This window comes from Micromonospora sp. NPDC005257 (genome assembly GCF_042872445.1).
Lineage (GTDB): Bacteria > Actinomycetota > Actinomycetes > Mycobacteriales > Micromonosporaceae > Micromonospora.
Genome location: NZ_JBIAKL010000015.1, coordinates 104306 through 126542 on the forward strand (window position 1 = coordinate 104306; position 22237 = coordinate 126542).

A 22237-nucleotide genomic window follows, 5' to 3' on the forward strand; every position below is an offset into this window, starting at 1 on the left:
ACATGCACCTCGGCCGTCCGGGGCGCCCGATGCGCCCGTCAGAAGACAGCTTCGGCACGGTGCGTGCCCCGGGACAGAGACCTTCGATCAGGCTCGAACGACAGGTCCCGGCGTACGGCGGATCAGGGCTGCGCGGCGCGGGCGATGCTCGCCCGGATGGGCGCGTAGTGCTCGGCGACGGCCGAGCGCAGCGCCGCCGCGTCGGCGGCGGTGAGGGCGGCGACGATCGCCTGGTGCCGCTGGGCGGTGATCACCCGGTCCTCCGGCTCGGTCTGCAGGGTGGGCGCGACGATGGCCTGCACCTGCCAGAACGCCTCGGTCAGCTGGACCAGCAGATCGTTGCCGAGGGGTTCCATCAGCTTCAGGTGGAACGCGCGGTCGACATCGAGGAAGTCCTCGCCCCGGGCGGCCCGGCTGTGCATCTCGTCGGCGAGCGCGGACAGCTCCGACCGGTGCTGCTCGTCCAGCGCGTCGATGACGGTGGCGGCCAGGCCCTGCTCCAGCGTCTGGCGGACGTCGACGACCTGGCCCAGCACGTGGTGGTCGTCCTCGCCGCTGAGCAGGCCGCGGAACGTCAGGCTCTCCACCAGGGCGTTGAGGGACATGCGGCCGACGAACGTGCCGTGGCCGTGGCGCACCTCGACGATGTCGAGCGCGGAGAGGATCTTGACGGCCTCGCGGACGCTGGACCGGCTGGCGCCGACCGCCTCGCACAGTTCCGTCTCGGTGGGCAGGAGGTTTCCCGGCTTGAGGCGGTTGCGCAGGATGTACTCCTTGATCCTGGTGGCGACCTCCTGCCGGCGAGGGCTGGGCCGCTCGGTGCCGCGTAGCGGACTGGCGTCAATGGTCGTCATCTGCCCCTTGCCCTTCGTTCCCAAATCTGTCACTCTCACCCTACCGGCATCAGACGTCAGACGTCATACACCTTATGCTTCACATCCCCCAGCGCGAGCGGGCACGCGAGCGCATGAAGAGCCTATGGAGGCAGCTACGTGAGCACCACCGGTAAGCCGTCGAGGAGCCGGCCCGCCCTGCGAGGTCGCGCCCGCCCCCTGGCCGTCGCCTCCATCGCGGCGAGCCTCTCGATCGCGCTGGCGGCCTGCAGCGGCGGTCCCGCCTCGACAAACGCCGTGGGCAACGGAAAGGGGGGCACGTCGATCGAGGCCACGCTGGCCTTCACGCTCTCCAGCGGGTTCGACCCCGGCAACGCCTCCTCCGCCGTGGCGACCGCCGTCAACCAGCACGTCTTCGAGGGCCTCGTCGACCTCGACCCGATCACGCGGGAACCCTACAACGCCCTGGCCAAGAGCGACCCGACCCCCGGGGCCGACGGCCGGACCTACACCGTGACGCTGCGCGACGGGGCGAAGTTCTCCGACGGCACCCCGGTCACCGCCGAGGACGTGGCGTGGTCCTTCACCCGCGTGCTCAAGCCCGCGGACCCGAAGGCGCCGCCGCTGATGCAGGGCTTCGTGTCGTTCCTGGACACCGTCACCGCCAAGGACGCCACCACCGTCGAGTTCACGCTGAAGTACCCGTTCGCCCTGTTCAGCGAGCGGATCGCGGTTATCAAGATCGTCCCCAAGGCGAAGACCGGTGACGCGGCGGCGGCCAAGGCGTTCGACACCGCGCCGATCGGCTCCGGCCCGTTCAAGGTGGACAGCGCGTCCAAGGAATCCGGCGTCAAGCTGAGCAGGAACGCGAACTACAACGGCCCGCGCGCCGCCAAGGTCGAGACGATGACGTGGAACACCACCACCGAGGCGTCGGCCCGCGTGTCGGACCTGCAGGGCGGCCGGGTGCAGGCCATCGAGGCGGTGCCGTACCTGAACGTCGACTCGCTCAAGGACAAGTACACGATCGACGTGAAGCAGGCCTTCAACCAGGTCTTCCTCATGTTCAACAACTCCGCCGCGCCGTTCAGCGACAAGCGGGTGCGCCAGGCCCTGCACTACGCCATCGACAAGGAGGCGGTCATCAAGACCGCGCTCAACGGCTACGGCAGCCCGGCGACCAGCTACCTCGACGAGGGCAACAAGGCGTACCAGAAGGCCGCCACCGTCTACGACTACAACCCGGACAAGGCCAAGGCCCTGCTCCAGGAGGCCGGCGTCACCAACCTGTCGTTCCGGCTCGACACCACCGACAGCTCGGTGGTCAAGGACGTCGCCCCGCTGGTCATCGAGCAGTGGAAGAAGATCGGCGTCAACGCCACACTGAACACCGTGCCGTCGTCGGCCATCTACGGCGACATCGTCCCCAAGGACACCTTCCGGGTGCTCATGGCCACCGGTGACCCGAGTGTCTTCGGCGTCGACACCGACCTGCTGATGCGCTGGTACTACTACGGCGAGACCTGGCCGGGCCAGCGTTACCGCTGGAGCGACGCCGACCGCAAGGCCATGGGCGACCTGCTGGACAAGGCCGCGCAGACCTCCGACGAGGCGGTCCGCAAGGCGCTGTGGAAGCAGGCCCTGGACATGGCGGCGGACCAGGTGCCGCTCTACCCGATCCTGCACACCAAGGTCGTCACCGCGTACGACCCGGCCAAGGTGGACGGTTTCTCCGGCGCCTCCACCACCGGCCTGTACTTCCTGGGCACCGGCCGGAACGGCTGAGCCCACGCGCGGGGTTCCGGCCCCGCAGACGTCCCGCCCGGCCCACGTGACCCGTGCGGCCGGGCGGGCGTCCCGGCGCCCCCGCCACGAGAAAGAGAATCCATGCTGACCGTCCTGAACCTGGTCGCACGACGATTCCTGACGCTGATCCCCCTGGTGCTGGGCATCACGCTCTTCGTCTTCGTGATCATGCAGTTCTCCCCGATCGACCCGGCGTTGTCCGTCCTCGGCGACCAGGCCACGCCGGCGCAGGTCGAGGCGTTCCGCGCCGCCAACGGCCTCAACGATCCGCTGCCGCTGCGCTACCTGCACTTCCTCGGCGACCTCGTGCGCGGCGACCTCGGCGTGACGTTCCCGCCGTCGGTCCCGGTCGCCGAGAAGATCGCCATGGCGCTGCCGCTGACCATTCAGCTCACCGCGCTCGGTGTCATCGGCGCGCTGGTCATCGCGCTGTCCCTCGGCATCCCGGCCGCCCTGTACCGGGACCGCTGGCCCGACCAGGTCATCCGGATCGTCTCCATGGCCGGCATCGCCACGCCCTCGTTCTGGCTGGCCCTGCTGTTCATCCAGGAGTTCTCGGTCCGCCGCCCGATCTTCCCGACCGGCGGGTACGTCAACCCCGCCGACTCGGTCGGCCTCTGGCTGCAGTCGCTGGCCTTGCCCGCGCTGGCGCTTGCCGTGCCGGTCGGCTGCTCGCTGGCCCGCATCGTCCGCACGTCGATGGTCGAGGAACTCGACAAGGACTACGTCCGCACCGCTATCGGCGCCGGACTGCCGCCGCGCGTGGCGATCGGGCGCAACGTGCTGCGTAACGCCCTGGTCAACCCGCTCACCGCGCTCGGCCTGCGGATCGGCTACCTGATCGGCGGCACGGTGGTCATCGAGGCCATCTTCTCGCTGCCCGGCATGGGCACCCAGATCATGAGCGCCGTCCAGCAGAACGACACAGCGCTCGCCCAGGGCACCGTCCTGACCATCGCGCTCGGCTTCGTGCTGGTGAACCTGGTCGTCGACATCCTCTACCTCTTCGCCAACCCCCGACTGCGCGGAGGCCACTGATGCGCCGCTCCCTCGCCACGCGGCTGTCCCGCCCCGGCATGGCCTTCGCCCGGCTCGGTCTCGCGGCCCGGTTCGCGCTCGGTTTCGTCGCGCTCATCGTCGTGGTCGGCGTGCTCGCCCCGCTGCTGCTGCGCCACGACCCCACCCAGAGCGGGCTCGGGCCGGCGCTGACCGGCCCGAACGGCGACTTCTGGTTCGGCCTGGACAAGCTCGGCCGCGACGTCTTCTCCCGGCTGGTCGCCGGCACCCGCCGCTCGCTGATCGTCGGCTTCGGCGCGGCGGGCATCGCGCTGGTGCTCGGCGCGATCCTCGGCGCCGTCGCCGGAAGCAGCCGCACCGCCGTCGACGAGGTCATCATGCGGTGCCTCGACGTGGTCATGGCGTTCCCGGCGATCGTGCTCTCCGCGCTGCTGATCATCTCGTTCGGCAAGAACAGCCTGCTGGTCCTCGTGATCGCGATCGGCTTCGTGTTCACCCCGTCGGTCGCGCGCATCGTCCGCGCCAACGTGCTGTCCCAGTACGGCGAGGACTACGTGGCCGCCGAGCGCATCATCGGCGCCCGGCGACCGCACATCCTCTGGCGGCACGTCCTGCGCAACTGCGCCGCCCCGATCCTGGTCTTCGTCACCGTCATGGTCGCCGACGCGATCGTCTTCGAGGCGTCGCTGTCCTTTATCGGCGGCGGCCTCGCCCCGCAGGAGGCCGCCTCCTCGTGGGGCTCGGTGATCGCGTTCGGCAAGGAGATGGTGCAGATCGGCGGCTGGTGGGCCACGTTCTTCCCCGGCCTGCTGATCCTGCTCACGGTGCTGGCGCTCAACGTGCTCTCCGAGGGCATGTCCGACGCGTGGGCCGCCCCGGCCGCGCGCCGCGCCACGTCCACCACCAGCGGTGACGCGCTGGAGCAGGCGAAGCCCGGAACCGGTGAGGTGATCGAGCTCCCCGGTCTCGCCGAGGCGGCGCGGCGGCTGCGCGAACGAGCCCGCCCGCTGCCGCAGGGCAAGCCCGTCCTTCAGGTCAGCGACCTGTCCATCGGCTTCGCGGGCCGCCACCGCGGCGTGGACATCGTCGACGGCCTCTCCTTCGACGTCCGCCCCGGCGAGGTCGTCGGCCTGGTGGGGGAGTCCGGCTCGGGCAAGTCGCTCAGCGTCCTGGCAGTGATGGGCCTGCTGCCGCAGGGCGCCCGGGTGCGCGGCGAGATCCGCTTCCAGGAAACGGACCTGCTGAAGCTGAACGCCAAGGGCCGCCGGGCCCTGATGGGGCGCGAGATCGCCATGGTCTACCAGGACGCGCTGTCGGCGCTGAACCCGGCGCTCCGCGTCGGCGCCCAGCTCGCCCAGATGATCCGGCGCGGCGGCACCCGCTCGGCCGAGGAACTGATGCGGCTGGTCGGGCTGGACCCGCGGCGCACGCTCGCCGCGTACCCGCACGAGCTGTCCGGCGGCCAGCGCCAGCGAGTGGTGATCGCCATGGCGCTGTCCCGCGACCCGAAACTGATCATCGCCGACGAGCCGACCACAGCGCTCGACGTCACGGTGCAGGCCCAGGTGATGAAGCTGCTGCTCGACCTGCGCGAGCGGCTGGGCTTCGCGCTCATCCTGGTCAGCCACGACCTCGCCCTGGTCAGCGACGTCTGCGACCGGGTCGTGGTGATGTACGGCGGCCAGATCGTGGAGACCGGCGTGACCGCCGACGTGCTGGAGGCGCCCGCCCACCACTACGCCCGCGGGCTGCTCGGTTCCGTCCTGTCGCTGGAGACCGGGGCGCAACGACTCACCCAGATCCGTGGCGTGGTCCCGTCACCCGCCGACTTCCCGAAGGGCTGCCGGTTCTCCGACCGCTGTCCGATGGCGACCGAGGTCTGCCGCGACACCGCGCCCGCCCTGGAGGGCACGGACGGCCACGGGTACGCCTGCCACCACCCCGCCGTGACCGCCAGCGAGAAGGAGCCGGCCCGATGAGCGCCACCGCCGAGCACCGGCCGATCGCCGAGCTGAGCGACGTGCACGTGGTGCACGCCGCGCGCGGCGGCGGCATGTTCAGCCGGGAGAGGGTCTACGCGCTCACCGGCGCCGACCTGGTGATCCGGGCCGGCGAGACGGTCGGCATCGTGGGCGAGTCCGGCTGCGGCAAGTCCACGCTGGCGAAGGTGCTCGTCGGCCTGCAACGGCCGACCAGCGGCACCGTCTCCTTCGCCGGCAAGGACGTATGGTCGATGAGCGCCGCCGAGCGGCGCGAGCACATCGGTGCCGGCGTCGGCATGATCTTCCAGGACCCGGCCACGTCGCTGAACCGTCGCATGCCGGTACGCGACATCCTCCGCGATCCGCTCGACGTGCACCGCCGGGGCACCCGGCAGCAGCGCGAGCAGCGGGTGTCCGAGCTGATGGCCCTGGTGGGCCTGCCCCGCTCGGTCGCCGACGTGCTGCCCAGCCAGCTCTCCGGCGGCCAGCGCCAGCGGGTGTCCATCGCCCGCGCGCTGGCCCTGGAACCCGGGCTGGTCATCGCCGACGAGCCGACCAGCGCGCTCGACGTGTCGGTGCGGGCCCAGATCCTCAACCTGCTGCTGGACCTCAAGGACCGGCTCGGGCTGGCCATGGTGCTGGTGTCGCACGACATCCAGACCGTCAAGCGGGTCAGCGACCGGGTCATCACCATGTACCTCGGCCGGATCGTCGAGCAGACCCCCGCCGACCTGCTGCCCGAGGGCGGCCGGCACCCGTACACCCGGGCGTTGTTCTCGGCCACGCCGGGCCTGCTCTCCCCGATCGAGCCGATCCCGCTCGTCGGCCCGGTCCCGTCGGCCACCCGTCCGCCGAGCGGCTGCCCGTTCCGGACCCGCTGCTGGGCCGCCACCGACGGCTGCGCCGTGGACATGCCCGCGCCGCGCCCCGCCGAGGGCGCGGGCCACGAGTTCCGCTGCCACCACCCGGTGCCCGCCGGAACCGCCGACACCGAACTGGTCGCGTTCGCCACCTCGGCGACCGGCCGCACCACATCTGAGTCTGTCGAGGAGAACCTGTGACCACCCCAGCCCCGCGGTTCGCCGGAGTCGTGCCGCCGGCCGTGACGCCCCTGACCGAGGAGGGGGAGGTCGACGTCCGCTCCCTGGAACGGCTGGTCGAGTGGCTGCTCGACGCCGGCGTCGACGGCATCTTCGCCCTCGGCAGCTCCGGCGAGACGGTCTTCCTCACCGACCGGCAGCGGGACCTGGCCCTGGAGACGATCGTGAAGACCGCCGGCGGCGCCGTGCCGGTCATCGCCGGATGCATCGAACCCACCACCCGCCGGGTGGTGGAGCGGGCCGAGGCGTCCACCCGGCTGGGCGCGGACGGCCTGGTCGTGACCGCGCCGTTCTACGCCATCGTCGGCCCGCACGAGATCGAGCGGCACTTCCGCGCGGTCGCCGCGGCGGTCGAGCTTCCCCTGCTGGCGTACGACATTCCGGTCTGCGTGCACAGCAAGCTCTCCGTCGACCTGCTGACCCGGCTCGCCGCCGACGGCGTGCTGGCGGGCGTCAAGGACTCCAGCGGCGACGACGTCGCCTTCCGCCAGCTGGCGCTGGCCGTCGCCGAGCAGGCGCCGGAGCGCGACTTCAGCCTGCTCACCGGCCACGAGGTCGTGGTCGACGCGATGATGCTCGCGGGGGGCTCCGGCTCGGTGCCCGGACTGGGCAACGTGGACCCGGCCGGGTACGTGCGGCTGCACCGCGCCTGCGTGGCCGGCGACTGGGCCGCCGCCCGCCGGGAGCAGGACCGCCTGACCCGGCTGTTCCGCATCGTCGACGCGGCCGACCCGGCCACCTCGGCGGGCGCCACGCGGGGCGTCGGCGCGTTCAAGACCGCGCTGTCCCTGCTCGGCGTCATCGCCGGCAACACGGTGTCGCTGCCGCTGCGGCCGCTGGACGCCGTCGAGACGGGCCGGGTGCGTACCCACCTGGAACTGGCCGGGCTGCTCTGACCATGCGTGAGGTGAGCACGACCGGTCTGGTCGCCGCGCTCGACATCGGCGGCACCAAGACCACCGCCGCCCTGGTCACCGCCTCCGGAGAGGTCGTCGGGCGGCGCACCGCGCCGACGCCGGGCCGCTGCGGCGCCTCGGCGGTGCTCGACACCGCCGCCGGCCTGGTGGAGAAGCTGCGGGCGGACGCGCCGGGTGCGGTACGGGCGCTCGGCGTCGGCAGCGCCGGAGTCATCGACAGCGGCTCCGGCCTGGTGCTGTCCGCCACCGACGTGCTGACCGGGTGGGCCGGCACGGACCTGCGCGGCGACCTGAGCCGGCGTCTGGGCGTGCCGGTCACCGTGATCAACGACGTGCACGCCCACGCGCTGGGCGAAGCGCGTCACGGCGTCGCGGCCGGGTACGGCACGGTGCTCTACGTCGCCGTCGGCACCGGCGTCGGCGCGTCGTTCGTCCTCGGCGACACGGTGCTCGCCGGTGCGCACAGCGCCGCCGGGCACGCCGGGCACCAGCCGTCCCCGTACGCCGGAACGCTCGCCTGCACCTGCGGCGGGCGCGGACACCTGGAGGCGATCGCCGCCGGGCCGGCGCTCACCGCCGAGTACGTCCAGCGTACCGGCCGGCCGGTGACCGACCTGCGAGCCGTCGCCGCGCTCGCCGCGGGCGGCGACGAGACCGCCCGGGAGGTGGTCCGGCTGGGTGGTACGGCTGTCGGTTCCGCGGTCGGCGGCCTGGTCAACGTGCTCGACCCCGCCGCCGTGGTGGTCGGCGGCGGCGTGACCGGCCTCGGTGAGTCGTGGTGGTCGGCGCTGCGCGAGGCGGTGCCAGCCGAGACGCTGCCCGCCCTGGCCGACGTGCCGGTCCTCGCCTCCACCCTCGGCTCGGACGCGCCGCTGCTCGGTGCCGCCTCGCTCGCCTGGAAGGTCTCATGAACGCGCTCGTCGACCAGCTCCGTCACCGTCTGGTGGTCTCCTGCCAGGCGTACCCGGGTGAGCCGATGCGTGACCCGGACACCATGCGCCGGGTCGCGCTCGCCACCGCCCGCGGCGGCGCCGCGGGCATCCGCGCCCAGGGACTGGCGGACATCGCCGCGATCCGCGCGGCAGTGGACCTGCCGCTGATCGGGCTCTGGAAGGACGGTGACGACGACGTGTTCATCACCCCGACGCTGGAGCACGCGCTCGCCGTCGCCGGCGCCGGTGCGCACGTCGTCGCGCTCGACGGCACGTCCCGGCCACGGCCCGACGGCCGGACGCTCGCCGAGACGATCGCCGCCGTGCACGAGCGCACCGGCGCGCTGGTGATGGCCGACTGCTCCACGCTGGACGAGGGCATCACCGCCGCCGCCGCGGGCGCCGACCTGGTCGGCACCACGCTGGCCGGCTACACCGCGTACACCACGAAGGGCGACGGGCCGGACCTGGACCTGGTCGCCCGGCTGGCCGCCGCCGTCGACGTGCCGGTGGTCGCCGAGGGACGCGTCCACACCCCGGAGCAGGCCGCGCGGGCGCTGCGGGCGGGCGCGTGGACGGTGGTGGTGGGCACCGCCATCACCCACCCGAGCACCATCACCGGCTGGTTCGCCGCCGCCGTCGAGGAGGCCGCGTCGTGCCGCTGACCGACCTCGACCTGGCCGGCTGTCTCGCGTACCGGCCGGAGCTGGACGTGCCGGCGGACCTGGACGCGTTCTGGGCGCGCACGCTCGACGGTGGCGGTGAGCCGGAGGCGGCGGTCTACGAGCCGGTCGACACCGGCCTGACCCAGATCCGCACGTACGCCGTCACGATCCCCGGGTTCGGCGGCGAGCCGGTACGCGGATGGCTGCACCTGCCCGCCGGGACCGACGGTCCGCTGCCCTGCGTGGTCGAGTACCTCGGCTACGGCCGGGGCCGCGGCCTGGCGCACGAGAAGCTGTTCTGGGCCGCTGCCGGCTTCGCGCACCTGATCATGGACAGCCGGGGGCAGGGGTGGAGCGCCGCCACCGGCGGTACCCCCGACCCGCACCCGTATCCGGCCGGTACCGTGCCCGGCTTCCTCACCCGGGGTGTCGACGACCCGGCCGAGCACTACTACCGGCGGCTGATCACCGACGCGGTGCGCTTCGCCGAGGCCGCCCGGCGGCACCCGTCCGTCGATCCCGCGCGGGTGGCGGTGACCGGGTTCAGCCAGGGCGGCGGCCTGGCCCTGGCGGCGGGCGCGTTGTGCCCGGACGTCGTGGCCGTCCTGCCGGACGTGCCGTTCCTGTGCGACATCCGCCGGGGCGTGCGCGTCGCCGGCCCGGACAGCCCGTACGCCGAGGTCGTCGAGTACCTCGCGCTGCACCGCGACCGCGCCGACCGGGTGTTCCGCACGTTGTCCTATCTGGACGCCGCGGTGCTCGCGCCGCGCGCCACCGCGCCGGCGCTGTTCTCCATCGCCCTGCGCGACCAGGTCTGCCCGCCGTCCACCTGCTTCGCCGCCTACCACCGCTACGGCGGCGCCAAGGACGTGCGGGTGTACGAGTTCAACGACCACGAGTGCGGCGAGGCGGAACACCAGCGCGAACAGCTCACCTGGCTGCGCGGGATCCTGGGCGCCTAACTGGCGCGTTCCACCACGTAGTCGGTCAGCTCCAGCAGGAAACGGCCGTCCTCGGTGTCGGCGGCGGCGCCCAGCGCCCGCTCACCCTCGCGGCGGGCGGCCAGCGCGAGATCCCGCGCGCCGCGCCGCGCCGACTCCACGCAGTCGTACGCGAGCAGCCGCCCGTGCAGCCAGCGCACCTCGGCGTCGGTGCGCTGCGCCCGGGTCCGGCTCAGCAACCGCACGAGCCGCTCGCGTTCCTCCGGCGTGCAGCGCCGCATGAAGTCGATCAGGATCAGCGTGCGTTTGCCCTCCCACAGGTCACCGGCGATCTCCTTGCCGTACCGGGCGTAGTCGCCGGTGAGGTTCAGCGCGTCGTCCTGGATCTGGAACGCCGCGCCCAGGTACCAGCCGTAGCGGTCCAGCACGTCGACCGCGTTCTCCCGGCCGGTCGCCACGAGGATGCCGGTGCGGCACGGGTAGATGCACGTGTACCAGGACGTCTTCTTCAGGCACATCCGGTAGTAGTCGTCCGCGTCCAGGTCGCACACGTTGTCGCGGATCCAGCCGATCTCGATCGCCTGGCCCTCCAGCGAGTGGCGCATCATCAGCTCGGTCTCGGTGAACAGCCGCCAGGCGATCCCGGAGCCGAGCGCCGCCCGGTTCGCGGCCAGCCGCCGCAACGCCAGCAGGTTCGTCATGTTGCCGACGTTCAGCGCCACGCCGACGCCGTACTCGGCGTGCAGCGTCCGCCCGCCGCGCCGCTGTTCGCTCTCATCCTGGATGTCGTCGTGGATGAGGAAGGCGTTGTGGAACAGCTCCACCGTCACCGCGGCGTTGAGGCCCACCGCGTCGCCGCCGCCGAACGCCCGGCACGTCGCCAGGCACAACGCGGCGCGCAGCCCCTTGCCCCACCGGCGCGGATACTCCGCGACCAGGTCGTAGAGGTAGCGCGGGCCACCGTCGGGCACGTCGTCGAGCAGCGCGCCGAGGGCGAGCCCGCGATAGCGCTCCAGCATCCGTTCCACGTGCCCGCCGGCCACCCCCGCGGTCGGCGCCATCGCGCCGCTACCGGTCCGTCGGCCGATTCGGGGCCGGCGACGCCAGCCGGTCCGCGAGCCCGTTGGCCACCTCGGGGGCCAGCCGCGCCAGATTGAGTACGGTGTCCAGCGCGTCGTGCGCGTCCGAGGTGTACCGGCGGACCACCTCGCCGCGCTGGTCGTCGGCCATCTTCAGCTGCCCGACCACGGTGTCGATGAGGGCGTGCCCGTCGGTGCGGACCCGGGCGACGAGTTCGTCGAACGCCTCCGGGTCCACCCGCCGGCTCTCGGTCAGCTTCTCCTCGAGCCGCCGGGCGCCGGCCAGCCCCGCCGCGATCTCCTCCTCCAGCACCGTGGCCGCGTGGCTCACGGTCTCCGAGGTCTCCTCGGCCACCTTCTCGAAGCGCTCGTTTGTGCGCTCACGCTCGCCGTCTGTCATGGGCGAAGTGTCATCGGACCAGCGACGACGCGCCAGACGAGTGTCGCCATGGTGACTGAGCGTGTCCGACCCGGGTTGCGTCGCCACTGGGTACGGGTACTCAGCGCACCACCGTTCCGTCGCTCATGTGCGGGCGTCCCAGCCCCGACAGGATTCTTGTCATGGCCGAGACGCTGCACCGACACGCCGCTGCACGTACCGTCGACACGCCGCTGCCCGCCGAGGCCGCGCTGGCCCCCGCCGGCCGCGCGGTCGCCGCGCTGGCCCGGCTCGTCGCCCACCACCCCGCCGGCTGGCGCTGGATGGCCCGGCGCCACCACCCGGTCCTCGACCGCCTGGCCGCCGCGAACGCGCGGTCGACCTGCGTGCGGGCGGCCCGGCGGGTGCCCGCCTACCAGGCGTTCCTGCGGGCCCGCCCGGGCGGCCTGCGCCGACGGCTGCGGGACTTCCCGGAGACCGACAAGCGCGAGTACGTCATGGCGTACGACGCCTCCGCCCGGTGCCGGGACGGGCGGCTGCCGGAGCGCGGCGTGGTGGTGGACGAGTCGGCCGGCTCGTCCGGGCGGCCGTTCAACTGGCCGCGCGGCGAGCGGGAACTGCGGGGGGTGCACCGGGACATCGCCGGCTACAGCGGACTGGCGTTCCCGATGCGCCGGCCGTTCGTGATCAACGCGTACTCGATGGGCGCCTGGGCGACCGGCACCACGACCGGCGCGGCGATGGCCCGGATCGCGACAGTGAAGAACACCGGCCCGGACCTCGGGAAGATCGTCGACACGCTGCGCGAGTTCGGTCCCGGTCACGACTACCTGGTGACCGCGTACCCGCCGTTCCTCAAGCATCTGCGGGACCGGCTCGACGCCGAGGACTTCCCCTGGTCGAAGTACCGGATCTTCGCCAGTTGCGGCGGCGAGGGCATGACCGAGGCGCTGCGCGACTACCTGGAGCAGCGCTTCGTGCGGGTCCGGTCGGCGTACGGGGCGTCGGACCTGACCATCGGCATCGGCGCGGAGACCCGGCTCACGGTGTGGCTGCGGCGGCGGCTGCGCACCGACGGGGGGCTGCGCGCGGAACTGCTCGGGCACGGCGAGCAGCGGCTGCCGATGATCTTCCAGTACAACCCGTTCGCCACCTACCTGGAGACCAACGAGCGGCGGGAACTGCTCTGCACGGTCACCAGCCCGCACGTGCTCCAGCCCCGGCTGCGCTACAACGTCGGCGACGAGGCGCTGCTCGTGCCGTACCAGCGGATCGTCGAGCTGGCCCACGCCGACCCCGTGCGCCGCGCCGAGTTCCGTACCGCGGTGTCCGAGGAGCGGATGACCCTGCCACTGCTGCTGTTGTTCGGCCGTAGCGACTCCACGGTGTCCTACCTGGGCGCGAACCTCTACCCGCAGGACGTCGAGTACGGCCTGTACACCGGCAACCCGCACGCCGCCGAGATCAACAGGTTCTGCCTGACGCTGCACGAGGACGCCGCGCTGGAGACCCGGCCGGTGATCCACGTCGAGTTGCGCCGCCCGCTGGACGCCGTGGCACGCGCGGCGCTCGCCGACGCCTGCCGCGACGGGATACGCGCGCACCTGACCTCGGTCTCGCGGGACTTCGCGCAGTCCCTGGTGGAGGACCCGACCGCCGGTGACCTGCGCGTGGAGCTGCACGAACCGGACGGCGGCCCGTTCGCCGACATGCAGAAACTCAAGAACGTCTACCTGGTGAGGTGAGCGATGCGTACCCGTGACTTCTCCCGCGCCCCGGCGCAGGCCCGCGCCGGCGCCATGTTCATCGGCGCCACCCGGTACGCGAACCCGCTGGTGCTGCTGCGCCTGGCCCCCGGGTGGATCCGGATGGTGCGGGACATGCGCCGGATGTCCGGCTACTGCTGGCACACCGTCTACTGGCAGTTCCCGCTCACGCTCGGCACCATCGCGTTCTTCACCGACCGGGAGGCGTTGCTGCGCTTCGCCCGGACCCGCAACCACCGCGAGCTGATGATGTGGCTGACCGACGGCACCCGTAACGCCACCGCCGGGTTCATCCGGCTCTACACCGCGTCCCCGGACGGCTATTCCAACGGCGTGTGGCGGGCCGAGGACGGCGCGATGGGCCACATCGAACGGTTCACGCCGCTGGGCGAGGAGACGACCGGTCCGGCGGTGCGCCGGTGACCGGCCACCGGTTCGAGCGCGTCACCGGCCGGCGTGGCCTGCGCGACTTCCTCGCCCTCACCGACCGGCTGTACGCGGACGAGCCCCGCTACGTGCCGACGCCCCGGCAGCAGATCCGCCGGTGGTGGCGCGACGGCGTGCCGATGTACGTGCTGCGCGACGCCACCGGCGCCGTGGCCGGGCGGACCACGCTGCACACCGACGCCGGCTTCGACGCCAAGCTCGGCCGGAAATGCCAGCTGTTCGGGCTCACCGAGTTCACCGCGCCCGCCGCCCGGCCGCTGTTCGACGCGATCACCGCGCACGCCACACCGGGCCGGGACCTGCTGTTCGGGCCGGTGACGCTGCTGCCCAACCAGGCCGGCGGCGTGATCACCTCCGGGTACGCCGACCGGGGTTTCGTGGACAGCGCCTGGAACCCGCCGCACTATCCGGACGCGTACGAGGCGTACGGGTTCACCGGGCGGTTCGTCTCCGACACCTGGATCTGCCCGGTGCCGCCGCCGGCCGGACCGGCCCCCACGCTCGGCGCGCAGCCGGACGGCGCGCGGCTGGACCTGCACCGGGGGAGCACCCGGCGGCTCGACGAGCAGCTCGACCTGCTGCGCGGGATGCTCAACGACTCCTTCGCCCAGCTCGGCTACTACACGCCGATCTCGGCGGACCAGTTGCGGCGGCAGACCGACGGGCTGGCGTACCTGCTGGACGAGTCGCTGCTGCTCTACCTGACCCGTGACGGGCGGCCGGTGGCGTTCGTGCTCTGCGTGCCGGACATCAGCGACTTCCTGGTAGCGGTCCGCGGCGACCTGCACCCGGTCAACCAACTCCGGCTGCTCGCCACACGGCGCCGCCACCGGCGGGAGGCGGTGCTGATCGTCAAGGGCGTGGTGCCGGAGTTCCAGGGGCGCGGCTACCAGCGGATGCTGTCCGAGCACCTGCACCGCAACCTGCACGCCGGTGGCTACACGGCGCTGCGCAGCACGTACGTCGGGCGGGACAACCCGGCGTCGGCCGCCCAGTACCGGCGCCTCGGCGGACGCCCCCTGCACGGCTACACGTTCTACGCCAAGGAGCGGTGACCATGGACCTCGCCGCGTTCCGCGCGCTGGAGCCGCTGTGCTGGCGGGCGCCGAGCGCCCACAACACCCAGCCGTGGCGGCTGCGCTATGAGCACTGGGCGATCACCGTCGGCTGGGACCCGGCCGACGCGCTGCCCGCCGGCGACCCGGCCGGCCGGGACCTGCGGCTGTCGCTGGGCGCGTTCGTGGAAACCTGCCTCATCGTCGCCGCCGATGCGGGACTGCGACTGGAGTGGGCCGCCGACCACGACGAGTCGGACCGGCGGGTGGGGCGGCTGCGGCCGGGGCGGCAGCCGTACCGGACGCCGTTCCGCGCCGCCGACGTGTGGGACCGGCGTACCCACCGGGGCCGGTTCACCGGCGGGCCGGACGCCGACGTGGTCGCGGCGGTGGACGCGGTCGCCGCGCGGGCCGGCGGCGCGGTCCGCGTCGTGCCGGCGGCGGAGCGGCTGCGCGCGCTGCTGCGCGCGGCCGACCACGAGGTGTACGCCGACCCGGCGGTGGTCGCGGAGCTGCGCCGCTGGCTGCGCCTGGACCGCGCGGCCCCGCGCTACCGGGCGGACGGGCTCAGCGACCGCTGCCTCGGCCTGGGCCGGGCGGCGGCCACCGGGCTGCGGGCGGCGCTCGCGGCGTACCCGGCGTTGCGCCCGCTGGGGCTGCCCCGGCTGCTCGCCGCCGCGGGCGGTGATCCGCTGGCGCAGGGCGGCGGGGTGCTGGCGCTCGTCGCGCCGCCCGGTCTGGACGCGGCCGGGCAGGTCGAGTTCGGACGCGCGCTGATGCGCGTGTGGCTGACGCTGCACACCGCCGGGCTGGCCGCGCACCCGCTCAGTCAGCTCGTCGACGTGGCCGCCACCCGTGAGGCGCTCGGGGCGCTGCTGGACGTGGCGCCGGAGCGGATCGTGCACGTGGCCCGGGTGGGCCGGCCGGCCGCTCCCGCGCCCCGCTCGGCCCGGCGAGTGCGCCACGGATCGGCGCTGTTAGCGATAACACCCCTTGACGCGGTGTCGCTTCATCCATGAGAGTCCATGTGGGCTGATGTGTCGCCCGGCCGGGAGCCCTGGGCGCGTAGTGGCAGGAATGCGGCGTCCGGGTGTGGGACGCGGTCTGTTAGCGATAACAGGCCAGCGTCGCGCACCCGGGCCCGCCTCTGATCTGCGCGGTTGGGAGAAACCATGTCCGAAGTGACACGACGAAACGTCATCAAGGCCGGTGCGGCCGGGGTCGGCGCCGCACTGGTGCCGGTCGCCTGGAGCGCCGCCGCGCGCGCCGGCTCGGCGGCGCCACCACAGGTGCTGGCCGCGAACGACCTGGCGCTCTGGTACGACGAACCGGCCGGCACCGACTGGCTGCGCGCCCTGCCGATCGGCAACGGGCGGCTCGGCGCGATGGTGTTCGGCAATGTCGACACCGAACGGCTCCAGCTCAACGAGGACACCGTTTGGGCCGGCGGCCCGTACGACTCGGCGAACGCCCGGGGCGCGGCCAACCTGGCCGAGATCCGGCGCCGCGTCTTCGCCGACCAGTGGACCTCGGCCCAGGATCTGATCAACCAGACCATGATGGGCAGTCCCGGCGGCCAGCTCGCCTACCAGACCGTCGGCGACCTCCGGCTCGCCTTCGGCTCGGCGAGCGCGACGCAGTACAACCGGACGCTCGACCTCACCACCGCCACCGTGACCACCACGTACCTGCTGAACGGCCTCCGGTATCAGCGGGAGGTGTTCGCCAGCGCGCCCGACCAGGTGATCGTGCTCCGGCTGACCGCCGACCGGGCGAACTCGATCACGTTCTCCGCCACCTTCGGCAGCCCGCAGCGGACCTCGGTGTCCAGCCCGGACGGCGCGACCATCGCCCTCGACGGCATCTCCGGCTCGATGGAGGGGGTGAACGGATCGGTGCGCTTCCTCGCCCTGGCCAACGCCGCCGTCACCGGGGGCACTGTCAGCAGCTCCGGCGGCACGCTGCGGGTCTCCGGCGCCACCAGCGTGACGGTGCTGGTCTCGATCGGGTCCAGCTACGTCAACTACCGCACCGTCAACGGCGACTACCAGGGCATCGCGCGCAACCGGCTGAACGCGGCCAAGAGCGTCGACGTCGACCAGCTCCGCGCCCGCCACCGCGCCGACTACCAGGCGCTGTTCAACCGGGTCACCATCGACCTCGGCCGCACGGCCGCCGCCGACCAGCCGACCGACGTACGGATCGCGCAGCACGCGAGCACCGACGACCCGCAGTTCGCCGCGCTGCTGTTCCAGTTCGGGCGGTACCTGCTGATCTCCTCGTCGCGGCCGGGCACCCAGCCGGCGAACCTCCAGGGCATCTGGAACGACTCGCTGACGCCGTCCTGGGACTCGAAGTACACGATCAACGCCAACCTGCCGATGAACTACTGGCCGGCCGACACCACGAACCTGTCCGAGTGTTTCCTGCCGGTCTTCGACATGGTCAAGGACCTCACGGTGACCGGCGCGCGGGTCGCCCAGGCGCAGTACGGCGCCGGTGGCTGGGTCACCCACCACAACACCGACGCCTGGCGAGGCGCGTCGGTCGTGGACGGCGCGCTCTGGGGCATGTGGCAGACCGGCGGGGCCTGGCTGAGCACGCTCATCTGGGACCACTACCTGTTCACCGGCGACCTCGGTTTCCTGCAGGCCAACTATCCGGCCCTCAAGGGCGCCGCCCAGTTCTTCCTCGACACCCTGGTCGCCCACCCGACGCTCGGCTACCTGGTGACGAACCCGTCGAACTCGCCGGAGCTGCCGCACCACGCGAACGCCAGCGTCTGCGCCGGCCCCACGATGGACAACCAGATCCTGCGCGACCTGTTCGACGCCGCGGCGCGGGCCAGCGAGGTGCTCGGCGTCGACACCACCTTCCGGTCCCAGGCGCGTACGGCCAGGGACCGGCTGCCGCCGAGCCGCGTCGGCTCCCGGGGGAACGTGCAGGAGTGGCTGGCCGACTGGGTCGAGACCGAGCGCAACCACCGGCACGTCTCCCACCTCTACGGGCTGCATCCCAGCACCCAGATCACCAAGCGGGGCACACCGGCGCTGTACGAGGCCGCCCGCAAGACGCTGGAGCTGCGCGGCGACGACGGGACCGGCTGGTCCCTCGCCTGGAAGATCAATTTCTGGGCCCGGCTGGAGGACGGCGCCCGCGCCCACAAGCTCCTGCGCGACCTGGTACGCACCGACCGGCTCGCGCCGAACATGTTCGACCTGCACCCGCCGTTCCAGATCGACGGCAACTTCGGCGCCACCTCGGGCATCGCCGAGATGCTGCTGCACAGCCACACCGGCGAGCTGCACCTGCTGCCCGCGCTGCCGAGCGCCTGGGCCGCCGGGCGGGTCGCGGGCCTGCGCGGCCGGGGCGGCTACACGGTGGCGCTGGCCTGGACGGGCGGCCAGACCGACGAGATCAGCGTCCGCGCGGACCGCGACGGCACGCTGCGACTGCGGTCCCGGCTGTTCACCGGGAGCTTCACCCTCGCCGACGTCACCGACGGCAGCACACCGGCCACCACCCGCCCGGAGTCCGACGTCGTCGCGCTCACCGTCCGCGCCGGCCACACCTACCGCGCGGCCCGCCCCGGCGCGACCCCGTCACCGACACCGACCGTCACACCCACATCGGATACGACGCCGACCCCGACACCCACCCCGACGCCCACCACCAGCTCCCCGGCGCCGTCCGGCGCGCGTGCCACGTACGCGATCACCGGCTCCTGGTCCGGCGGCTTCCAGGCCGAGGTCACGGTGACCGCCGGTGCCACCGCGATCCGCAGCTGGACGGTGTCCTGGACGTTCCCGAACGGCCAGGTCGTCAACCAGATCTGGAGCGGCACGCACACCCAGAACGGCGCGAACGTGACGGTGCGCAACGTCGACTACAACGGCTCACTGCCGGCCGGCGGCTCCACCACGTTCGGCTTCATCGGCACGGCCGACGGCGCCAACAACCCGCCGACGAACCTCACCTGCACCACCTGACCGCCGACGCGCCCCGCCGTGACCACCGGGCCGGGGCGGGGCGCGTCGCACATCCGGTCAGGCCAGCAGCGTCTCGCGCAGCCGCGCACCCAGGTTCAGCTCGCCGACCACGCGGGGACCGGCCGGGTCGTACACGGCGATGCGGTGGTTGCGGCGCATCATCTCCCGTACCGCCGGCGGCAGCCGGGGCGGGTCGTCCATCGTCGCGAGCACCCGCGCGCCGGTGCCCATCAACCGATCCACGAGCGTCGCGCCGTCGGTGTCCACACGCACCCGGCCGAACTCCCAGCCGGCGGTGGTCAGGTCGAGCACCTCGAACAGGCGCGTCACGAACGGCTGCGGGTCGGTCACCCGCTCCAGCCGGTCGGCCCGTCCGCCGACCACCGCCACGGCGGCGGTGACCTGCGCGTACGGGTGCAGCCCGCTGGGCAGCGCGCCAAGCGGCCAGCGTAGCGCCGGCCCGGCCTCCTTCCACAGGGGCCGGTAGTTGCGGCGGTGCACCAGCAGCCGCCGCCCGGTACGCCGGAACACCTCCTGCGCCTGCCCCTGGAGGTCGGCGTGCGCCTGGTCGGCGGCCTCGCAGACGATCCCGGCGGCCACCACGAGACCGTCGTCATCGGACAGCAGCCGGGTGATCGCGTCGGCCTGCTCCGGGAACCGGAGGCGGGCGTGCGCCCCGTAGGACTGCCGCACGTCCCGCAGCAGTTCCTGCTGACGTGTGGGGTCCAGTTCGACCCGTCCGCCACCGAGCAACCGCTGGAGCCAACCCATCGTGCCTCGCTTCCGTCGCCGTCTGCGGACCGGGCAATGCTAGTTCGTCGGCCGGAGCTCGTATGGTGACGGGGTGACCGATCGATCCCTGACCCTGATGGCGGTGCACGCGCACCCCGACGACGAGGCGACGAGCACCGGCGGCGTCCTGGCCCGCTACGCGGCCGAGGGCGTCACCACTGTGCTCGTGACGTGCACCGACGGTGCCTGCGGAGACGGACCCGGCGGGGTCAAGCCGGGCGAGGACGCCCACGACCCGCGGGCCGTGGTGGCCATGCGCCGCGCCGAGCTGGCCGCGAGCTGCGAGGCACTGAAGGTGACCCACCTGGAGACGCTCGACTACGGCGACTCCGGGATGATGGGCTGGGCGACGAACGACGCGCCCGGCGCGTTCTGGAACACGCCGGTGGCCGAGGCGGCCGACCGGCTGGCCGAGCTGATCCGCCGCTACCGCCCGGACGTCGTGGTCACCTACGACGAGAACGGCTTCTACGGCCACCCGGACCACATCCAGGCGCACCGGATCACGATGGCCGCGGTCGAGCAGACCGGCATCCCGGCCAAGGTCTACTGGACCACCGTGCCGCGCAGCGCGTTCCAGCAGTTCGGCACGATCATGCGCGAGATCGGGGTGGAGTTCCCCGAGCCGGAGGCGACCGACGAGATGCCGGCGCTGGGCCTGCCGGACGACGAGATCACCACCTGGGTCGACACCAGTGCCCACGGCGGGCAGAAGTTCGCCTCGCTGGCCGCGCACGCCAGCCAGGCGGAGAACATCTTCTTCCTGCGGCTGGGGCAGGATCGGTTCACCGAGCTGATGGGCATGGAGACGTTCGTGCGGGTGCGGGACGCCACCGGCGCGGCGACGCCCGAGGACGACCTGTTCGCCGGGCTGCGCTGACCGGTCGTCGGCCCGGTCCGGGGCGGTCATCGGCTCACGTCGAGAGGGTCTGGGCGGCCAGCTGCGCCAGCACGGCGCCCACGTCCCCGCCGGTCTCGGCCATGATCCGTCGTTGCCGGGTGGCGCCGCTGCCGTCCCGGCGTACCCGCTCCAGCTCGCTCCGGACCAGGTCCAGGTCGCCGTGGCGGGTGAGCGCGGGTGTGACGGTGACGAACAGGTCGTCGACGAGGTCCCAGGCGGGCCGGGGCCGTCCGGTGCGCAGGTCGACGAGCCGGCCGTCGACGCCGTCGTGGGCGGCCCGCCAGTGCGCGGCGGCGACCAGGCAGTCCCGGATGCGGAGGGCGGGCACGCCCGCGCGGACGTCGTCGATCAGGGTGGCCACGAGCGCCCGGACTAGCCCGGCGACCAGCACGGTGTCGTCGACCGTGGGGCACACGTCGCCGACCCGGACCTCCACCGTGGGGTACGACGCGGACGGACGCGCGTACCAGTAGACCATCGCGGCGTCGAGCATGATCCCGGCGGTGATCAGGTCCGCCACCGTGGCGTCGTAGTCGGCGGCGGAGTCGAAGTGCGGCGTGGGTCCGATGCTCGGCCACCGTTCCAGCTGCATCGAGCGCCAGCTCGCGTGCCCGGTGTCCCGCCCGTCGTGCAGCGGCGAGTTGGTGGTGAGCGCCTGCACCACCGGCAGCCACGGGCGCAGGTGGTTGCAGACCTGCACGGCCAGCTCCCGGTCGGGCACGCCGACGTGCACGTGGCAGCCGCAGACGGCCGGGTCGTGGGCGACCGGGCCGAACCGGCGGGACATGTCGTGGTAGCGCTGCTCGTCGGGCACGGTGCGGTGGGCCTCGCAGACCGGTGTGGCGCCGACGGCGACCAGCCGCGCCCCGGCCGCGTGGGCCGCACTCGCGGCGGCCCGGCGCAACGTGACCAGGTGCTCCCGCAGCTCCCCGAGGTCCGGGCTGACCGGCGTCACCATCTCCACCATGCTGTGCCGGAACTCCTGCCGGCTCTGCTCGCGGGCGGTGCCGGAGAGCGCGCCGCGTACCCGGTCGGCGACCGGCATGCTCTCGCCGGTGACCGGGTCCAGCAGCAGGAACTCCTCCTCCACCCCGAGGGTCAGAACGGCGGGGATCTCGGGGATGGCGGTGGTGGTGGGCCGCGGCCTCACCGACGGCTCCACCGGCACGGACCGGTCGGCGGGTCGTCGTGAGGCGGGCTCATGTCCCGACGGTACGAGGGCGGGGGCCGGCCCGAGGCCGTTTCCGCCGACCACCGCCCCCACGGGTGGCGGGGGCGGTGGCGGTGCGGATCAGCAGTCGAAGTACATCGCGAACTCGTGCGGGGTCGGGCGCAGGCGCACCGGGTCGACCTCGTTCGCGTTCTTCCACGCGATCCAGGTGGAGATCAGGTCGTCGGTGAAGACCCCGCCGTCGAGCAGGTAGTCGTGGTCGGTCTCCAGCGCCGCCAGCGCCTCGGTGAGGGAACCGGGCACCTGCTTGACGTCGCCCCACTCCTCCGGCGGGAGGTCGTAGAGGTCCTTGTCGATCGGTGCCGGCGGCTCGATCTTGTTCTTGATGCCGTCCAGACCGGCCATCATCATGGCCGAGAAGGCCAGGTACGGGTTGCTGGACGGGTCCGGCACCCGGAACTCGAC

General features: G+C 72.9%; 19 protein-coding genes and 1 pseudogene. 14 read left to right on the forward strand and 6 right to left on the reverse strand.

Annotated features, from left to right (window positions below):
- Nucleotides 1-122 precede the first annotated feature (122 nt).
- Entirely contained in the window at nucleotides 123-854 is a 732-nt protein-coding gene (locus tag ACFYO8_RS26715) for an FCD domain-containing protein (RefSeq protein WP_354873056.1), read from the reverse strand.
- Nucleotides 855-992: 138 nt separating this feature from the next.
- Here ACFYO8_RS26715 and ACFYO8_RS26720 point away from each other — a divergent pair, with 138 nt between their 5' ends.
- The 8 genes from ACFYO8_RS26720 (at nucleotide 993) to ACFYO8_RS26755 (ending at nucleotide 10214) form a co-directional block, all read left to right on the forward strand.
- Nucleotides 993-2618 carry an ABC transporter substrate-binding protein gene (locus ACFYO8_RS26720; RefSeq protein WP_354873059.1) on the forward strand — a complete coding sequence of 542 codons (1626 nt, stop codon included), beginning with the start codon at nucleotides 993-995 and terminating at the stop codon, nucleotides 2616-2618.
- 102 nt (nucleotides 2619-2720) lie between these two features.
- Nucleotides 2721-3677: an ABC transporter permease gene (locus ACFYO8_RS26725; RefSeq protein ID WP_387257704.1), complete on the forward strand. Its 957-nt coding sequence runs from the start codon at nucleotides 2721-2723 to the stop codon at nucleotides 3675-3677.
- Nucleotides 3677-5635, forward strand: coding sequence for a dipeptide/oligopeptide/nickel ABC transporter permease/ATP-binding protein (locus tag ACFYO8_RS26730; RefSeq protein ID WP_354873065.1), 1959 nt, complete (start codon nucleotides 3677-3679; stop codon nucleotides 5633-5635). The genes ACFYO8_RS26725 and ACFYO8_RS26730 overlap by 1 nt, the downstream gene beginning before the upstream one ends.
- Entirely contained in the window at nucleotides 5632-6699 is a 1068-nt protein-coding gene (locus ACFYO8_RS26735) for an ABC transporter ATP-binding protein (protein ID WP_354873068.1), read from the forward strand. The genes ACFYO8_RS26730 and ACFYO8_RS26735 overlap by 4 nt, the downstream gene beginning before the upstream one ends.
- Nucleotides 6696-7634, forward strand: coding sequence for a dihydrodipicolinate synthase family protein (locus ACFYO8_RS26740; protein WP_354873070.1), 939 nt, complete (start codon nucleotides 6696-6698; stop codon nucleotides 7632-7634). Before ACFYO8_RS26735 ends, ACFYO8_RS26740 begins: the two co-directional genes overlap by 4 nt.
- Nucleotides 7635-7636: 2 nt before the next feature.
- Complete coding sequence (locus ACFYO8_RS26745) at nucleotides 7637-8566, forward strand: ROK family protein (protein ID WP_354873072.1); 930 nt, start codon at nucleotides 7637-7639, stop codon at nucleotides 8564-8566.
- A complete protein-coding gene (locus ACFYO8_RS26750) occupies nucleotides 8563-9252 on the forward strand; it encodes an N-acetylmannosamine-6-phosphate 2-epimerase (RefSeq protein ID WP_354873074.1) in 690 nt (229 codons plus the stop codon). Before ACFYO8_RS26745 ends, ACFYO8_RS26750 begins: the two co-directional genes overlap by 4 nt.
- The gene (locus ACFYO8_RS26755) at nucleotides 9243-10214 is read left to right on the forward strand and encodes an acetylxylan esterase (RefSeq protein ID WP_354873076.1); all 972 of its coding nucleotides are present in this window, start codon (nucleotides 9243-9245) and stop codon (nucleotides 10212-10214) included. Before ACFYO8_RS26750 ends, ACFYO8_RS26755 begins: the two co-directional genes overlap by 10 nt.
- Here the strand turns inward: ACFYO8_RS26755 and ACFYO8_RS26760 are convergent.
- Nucleotides 10211-11254 carry a polyprenyl synthetase family protein gene (locus tag ACFYO8_RS26760; protein WP_354873078.1) on the reverse strand — a complete coding sequence of 348 codons (1044 nt, stop codon included), beginning with the start codon at nucleotides 11252-11254 and terminating at the stop codon, nucleotides 10211-10213. The genes ACFYO8_RS26755 and ACFYO8_RS26760 overlap by 4 nt on opposite strands.
- Before the next feature lie 7 nt (nucleotides 11255-11261).
- Nucleotides 11262-11672, reverse strand: coding sequence for a hypothetical protein (locus ACFYO8_RS26765; RefSeq protein ID WP_354873080.1), 411 nt, complete (start codon nucleotides 11670-11672; stop codon nucleotides 11262-11264).
- 161 nt (nucleotides 11673-11833) lie between these two features.
- Between ACFYO8_RS26765 and ACFYO8_RS26770 the strand changes: the two genes are divergently transcribed.
- The 5 genes from ACFYO8_RS26770 (at nucleotide 11834) to ACFYO8_RS26790 (ending at nucleotide 18908) form a co-directional block, all read left to right on the forward strand.
- Nucleotides 11834-13396 carry a phenylacetate--CoA ligase family protein gene (locus ACFYO8_RS26770; protein ID WP_355096186.1) on the forward strand — a complete coding sequence of 521 codons (1563 nt, stop codon included), beginning with the start codon at nucleotides 11834-11836 and terminating at the stop codon, nucleotides 13394-13396.
- 3 nt (nucleotides 13397-13399) lie between these two features.
- A complete protein-coding gene (locus ACFYO8_RS26775) occupies nucleotides 13400-13840 on the forward strand; it encodes a DUF4188 domain-containing protein (protein ID WP_354873083.1) in 441 nt (146 codons plus the stop codon).
- Nucleotides 13837-14919: a hypothetical protein gene (locus tag ACFYO8_RS26780; protein ID WP_355096188.1), complete on the forward strand. Its 1083-nt coding sequence runs from the start codon at nucleotides 13837-13839 to the stop codon at nucleotides 14917-14919. Before ACFYO8_RS26775 ends, ACFYO8_RS26780 begins: the two co-directional genes overlap by 4 nt.
- A gap of 2 nt (nucleotides 14920-14921) precedes the next feature.
- On the forward strand, nucleotides 14922-15938 hold the full coding sequence (locus ACFYO8_RS26785) for a nitroreductase (protein WP_387188578.1): 1017 nt from the start codon (nucleotides 14922-14924) through the stop codon (nucleotides 15936-15938).
- Between the two features lie 153 nt (nucleotides 15939-16091).
- Entirely contained in the window at nucleotides 16092-18908 is a 2817-nt protein-coding gene (locus ACFYO8_RS26790; protein WP_355096114.1) for a glycoside hydrolase N-terminal domain-containing protein, read from the forward strand.
- A 57-nt stretch (nucleotides 18909-18965) separates the two neighbouring features.
- Here the strand turns inward: ACFYO8_RS26790 and ACFYO8_RS26795 are convergent, their stop codons facing one another.
- The gene (locus ACFYO8_RS26795) at nucleotides 18966-19679 is read right to left on the reverse strand and encodes a hypothetical protein (RefSeq protein ID WP_354873090.1); all 714 of its coding nucleotides are present in this window, start codon (nucleotides 19677-19679) and stop codon (nucleotides 18966-18968) included.
- 73 nt (nucleotides 19680-19752) lie between these two features.
- On the opposite strand from ACFYO8_RS26795, the gene ACFYO8_RS26800 reads away from it, so the two are divergent.
- Complete coding sequence (locus ACFYO8_RS26800) at nucleotides 19753-20580, forward strand: PIG-L family deacetylase (protein ID WP_354873092.1); 828 nt, start codon at nucleotides 19753-19755, stop codon at nucleotides 20578-20580.
- Between the two features lie 34 nt (nucleotides 20581-20614).
- Here the strand turns inward: ACFYO8_RS26800 and ACFYO8_RS26805 are convergent, their stop codons facing one another.
- Both ACFYO8_RS26805 and ACFYO8_RS26810 read right to left on the reverse strand, forming a co-directional pair.
- A complete protein-coding gene (locus tag ACFYO8_RS26805; protein ID WP_354873094.1) occupies nucleotides 20615-21751 on the reverse strand; it encodes a glutamate--cysteine ligase in 1137 nt (378 codons plus the stop codon).
- Nucleotides 21752-21892: 141 nt separating this feature from the next.
- A pseudogene (locus ACFYO8_RS26810) lies at nucleotides 21893-22237 on the reverse strand (type I glutamate--ammonia ligase); the annotation flags it as partial.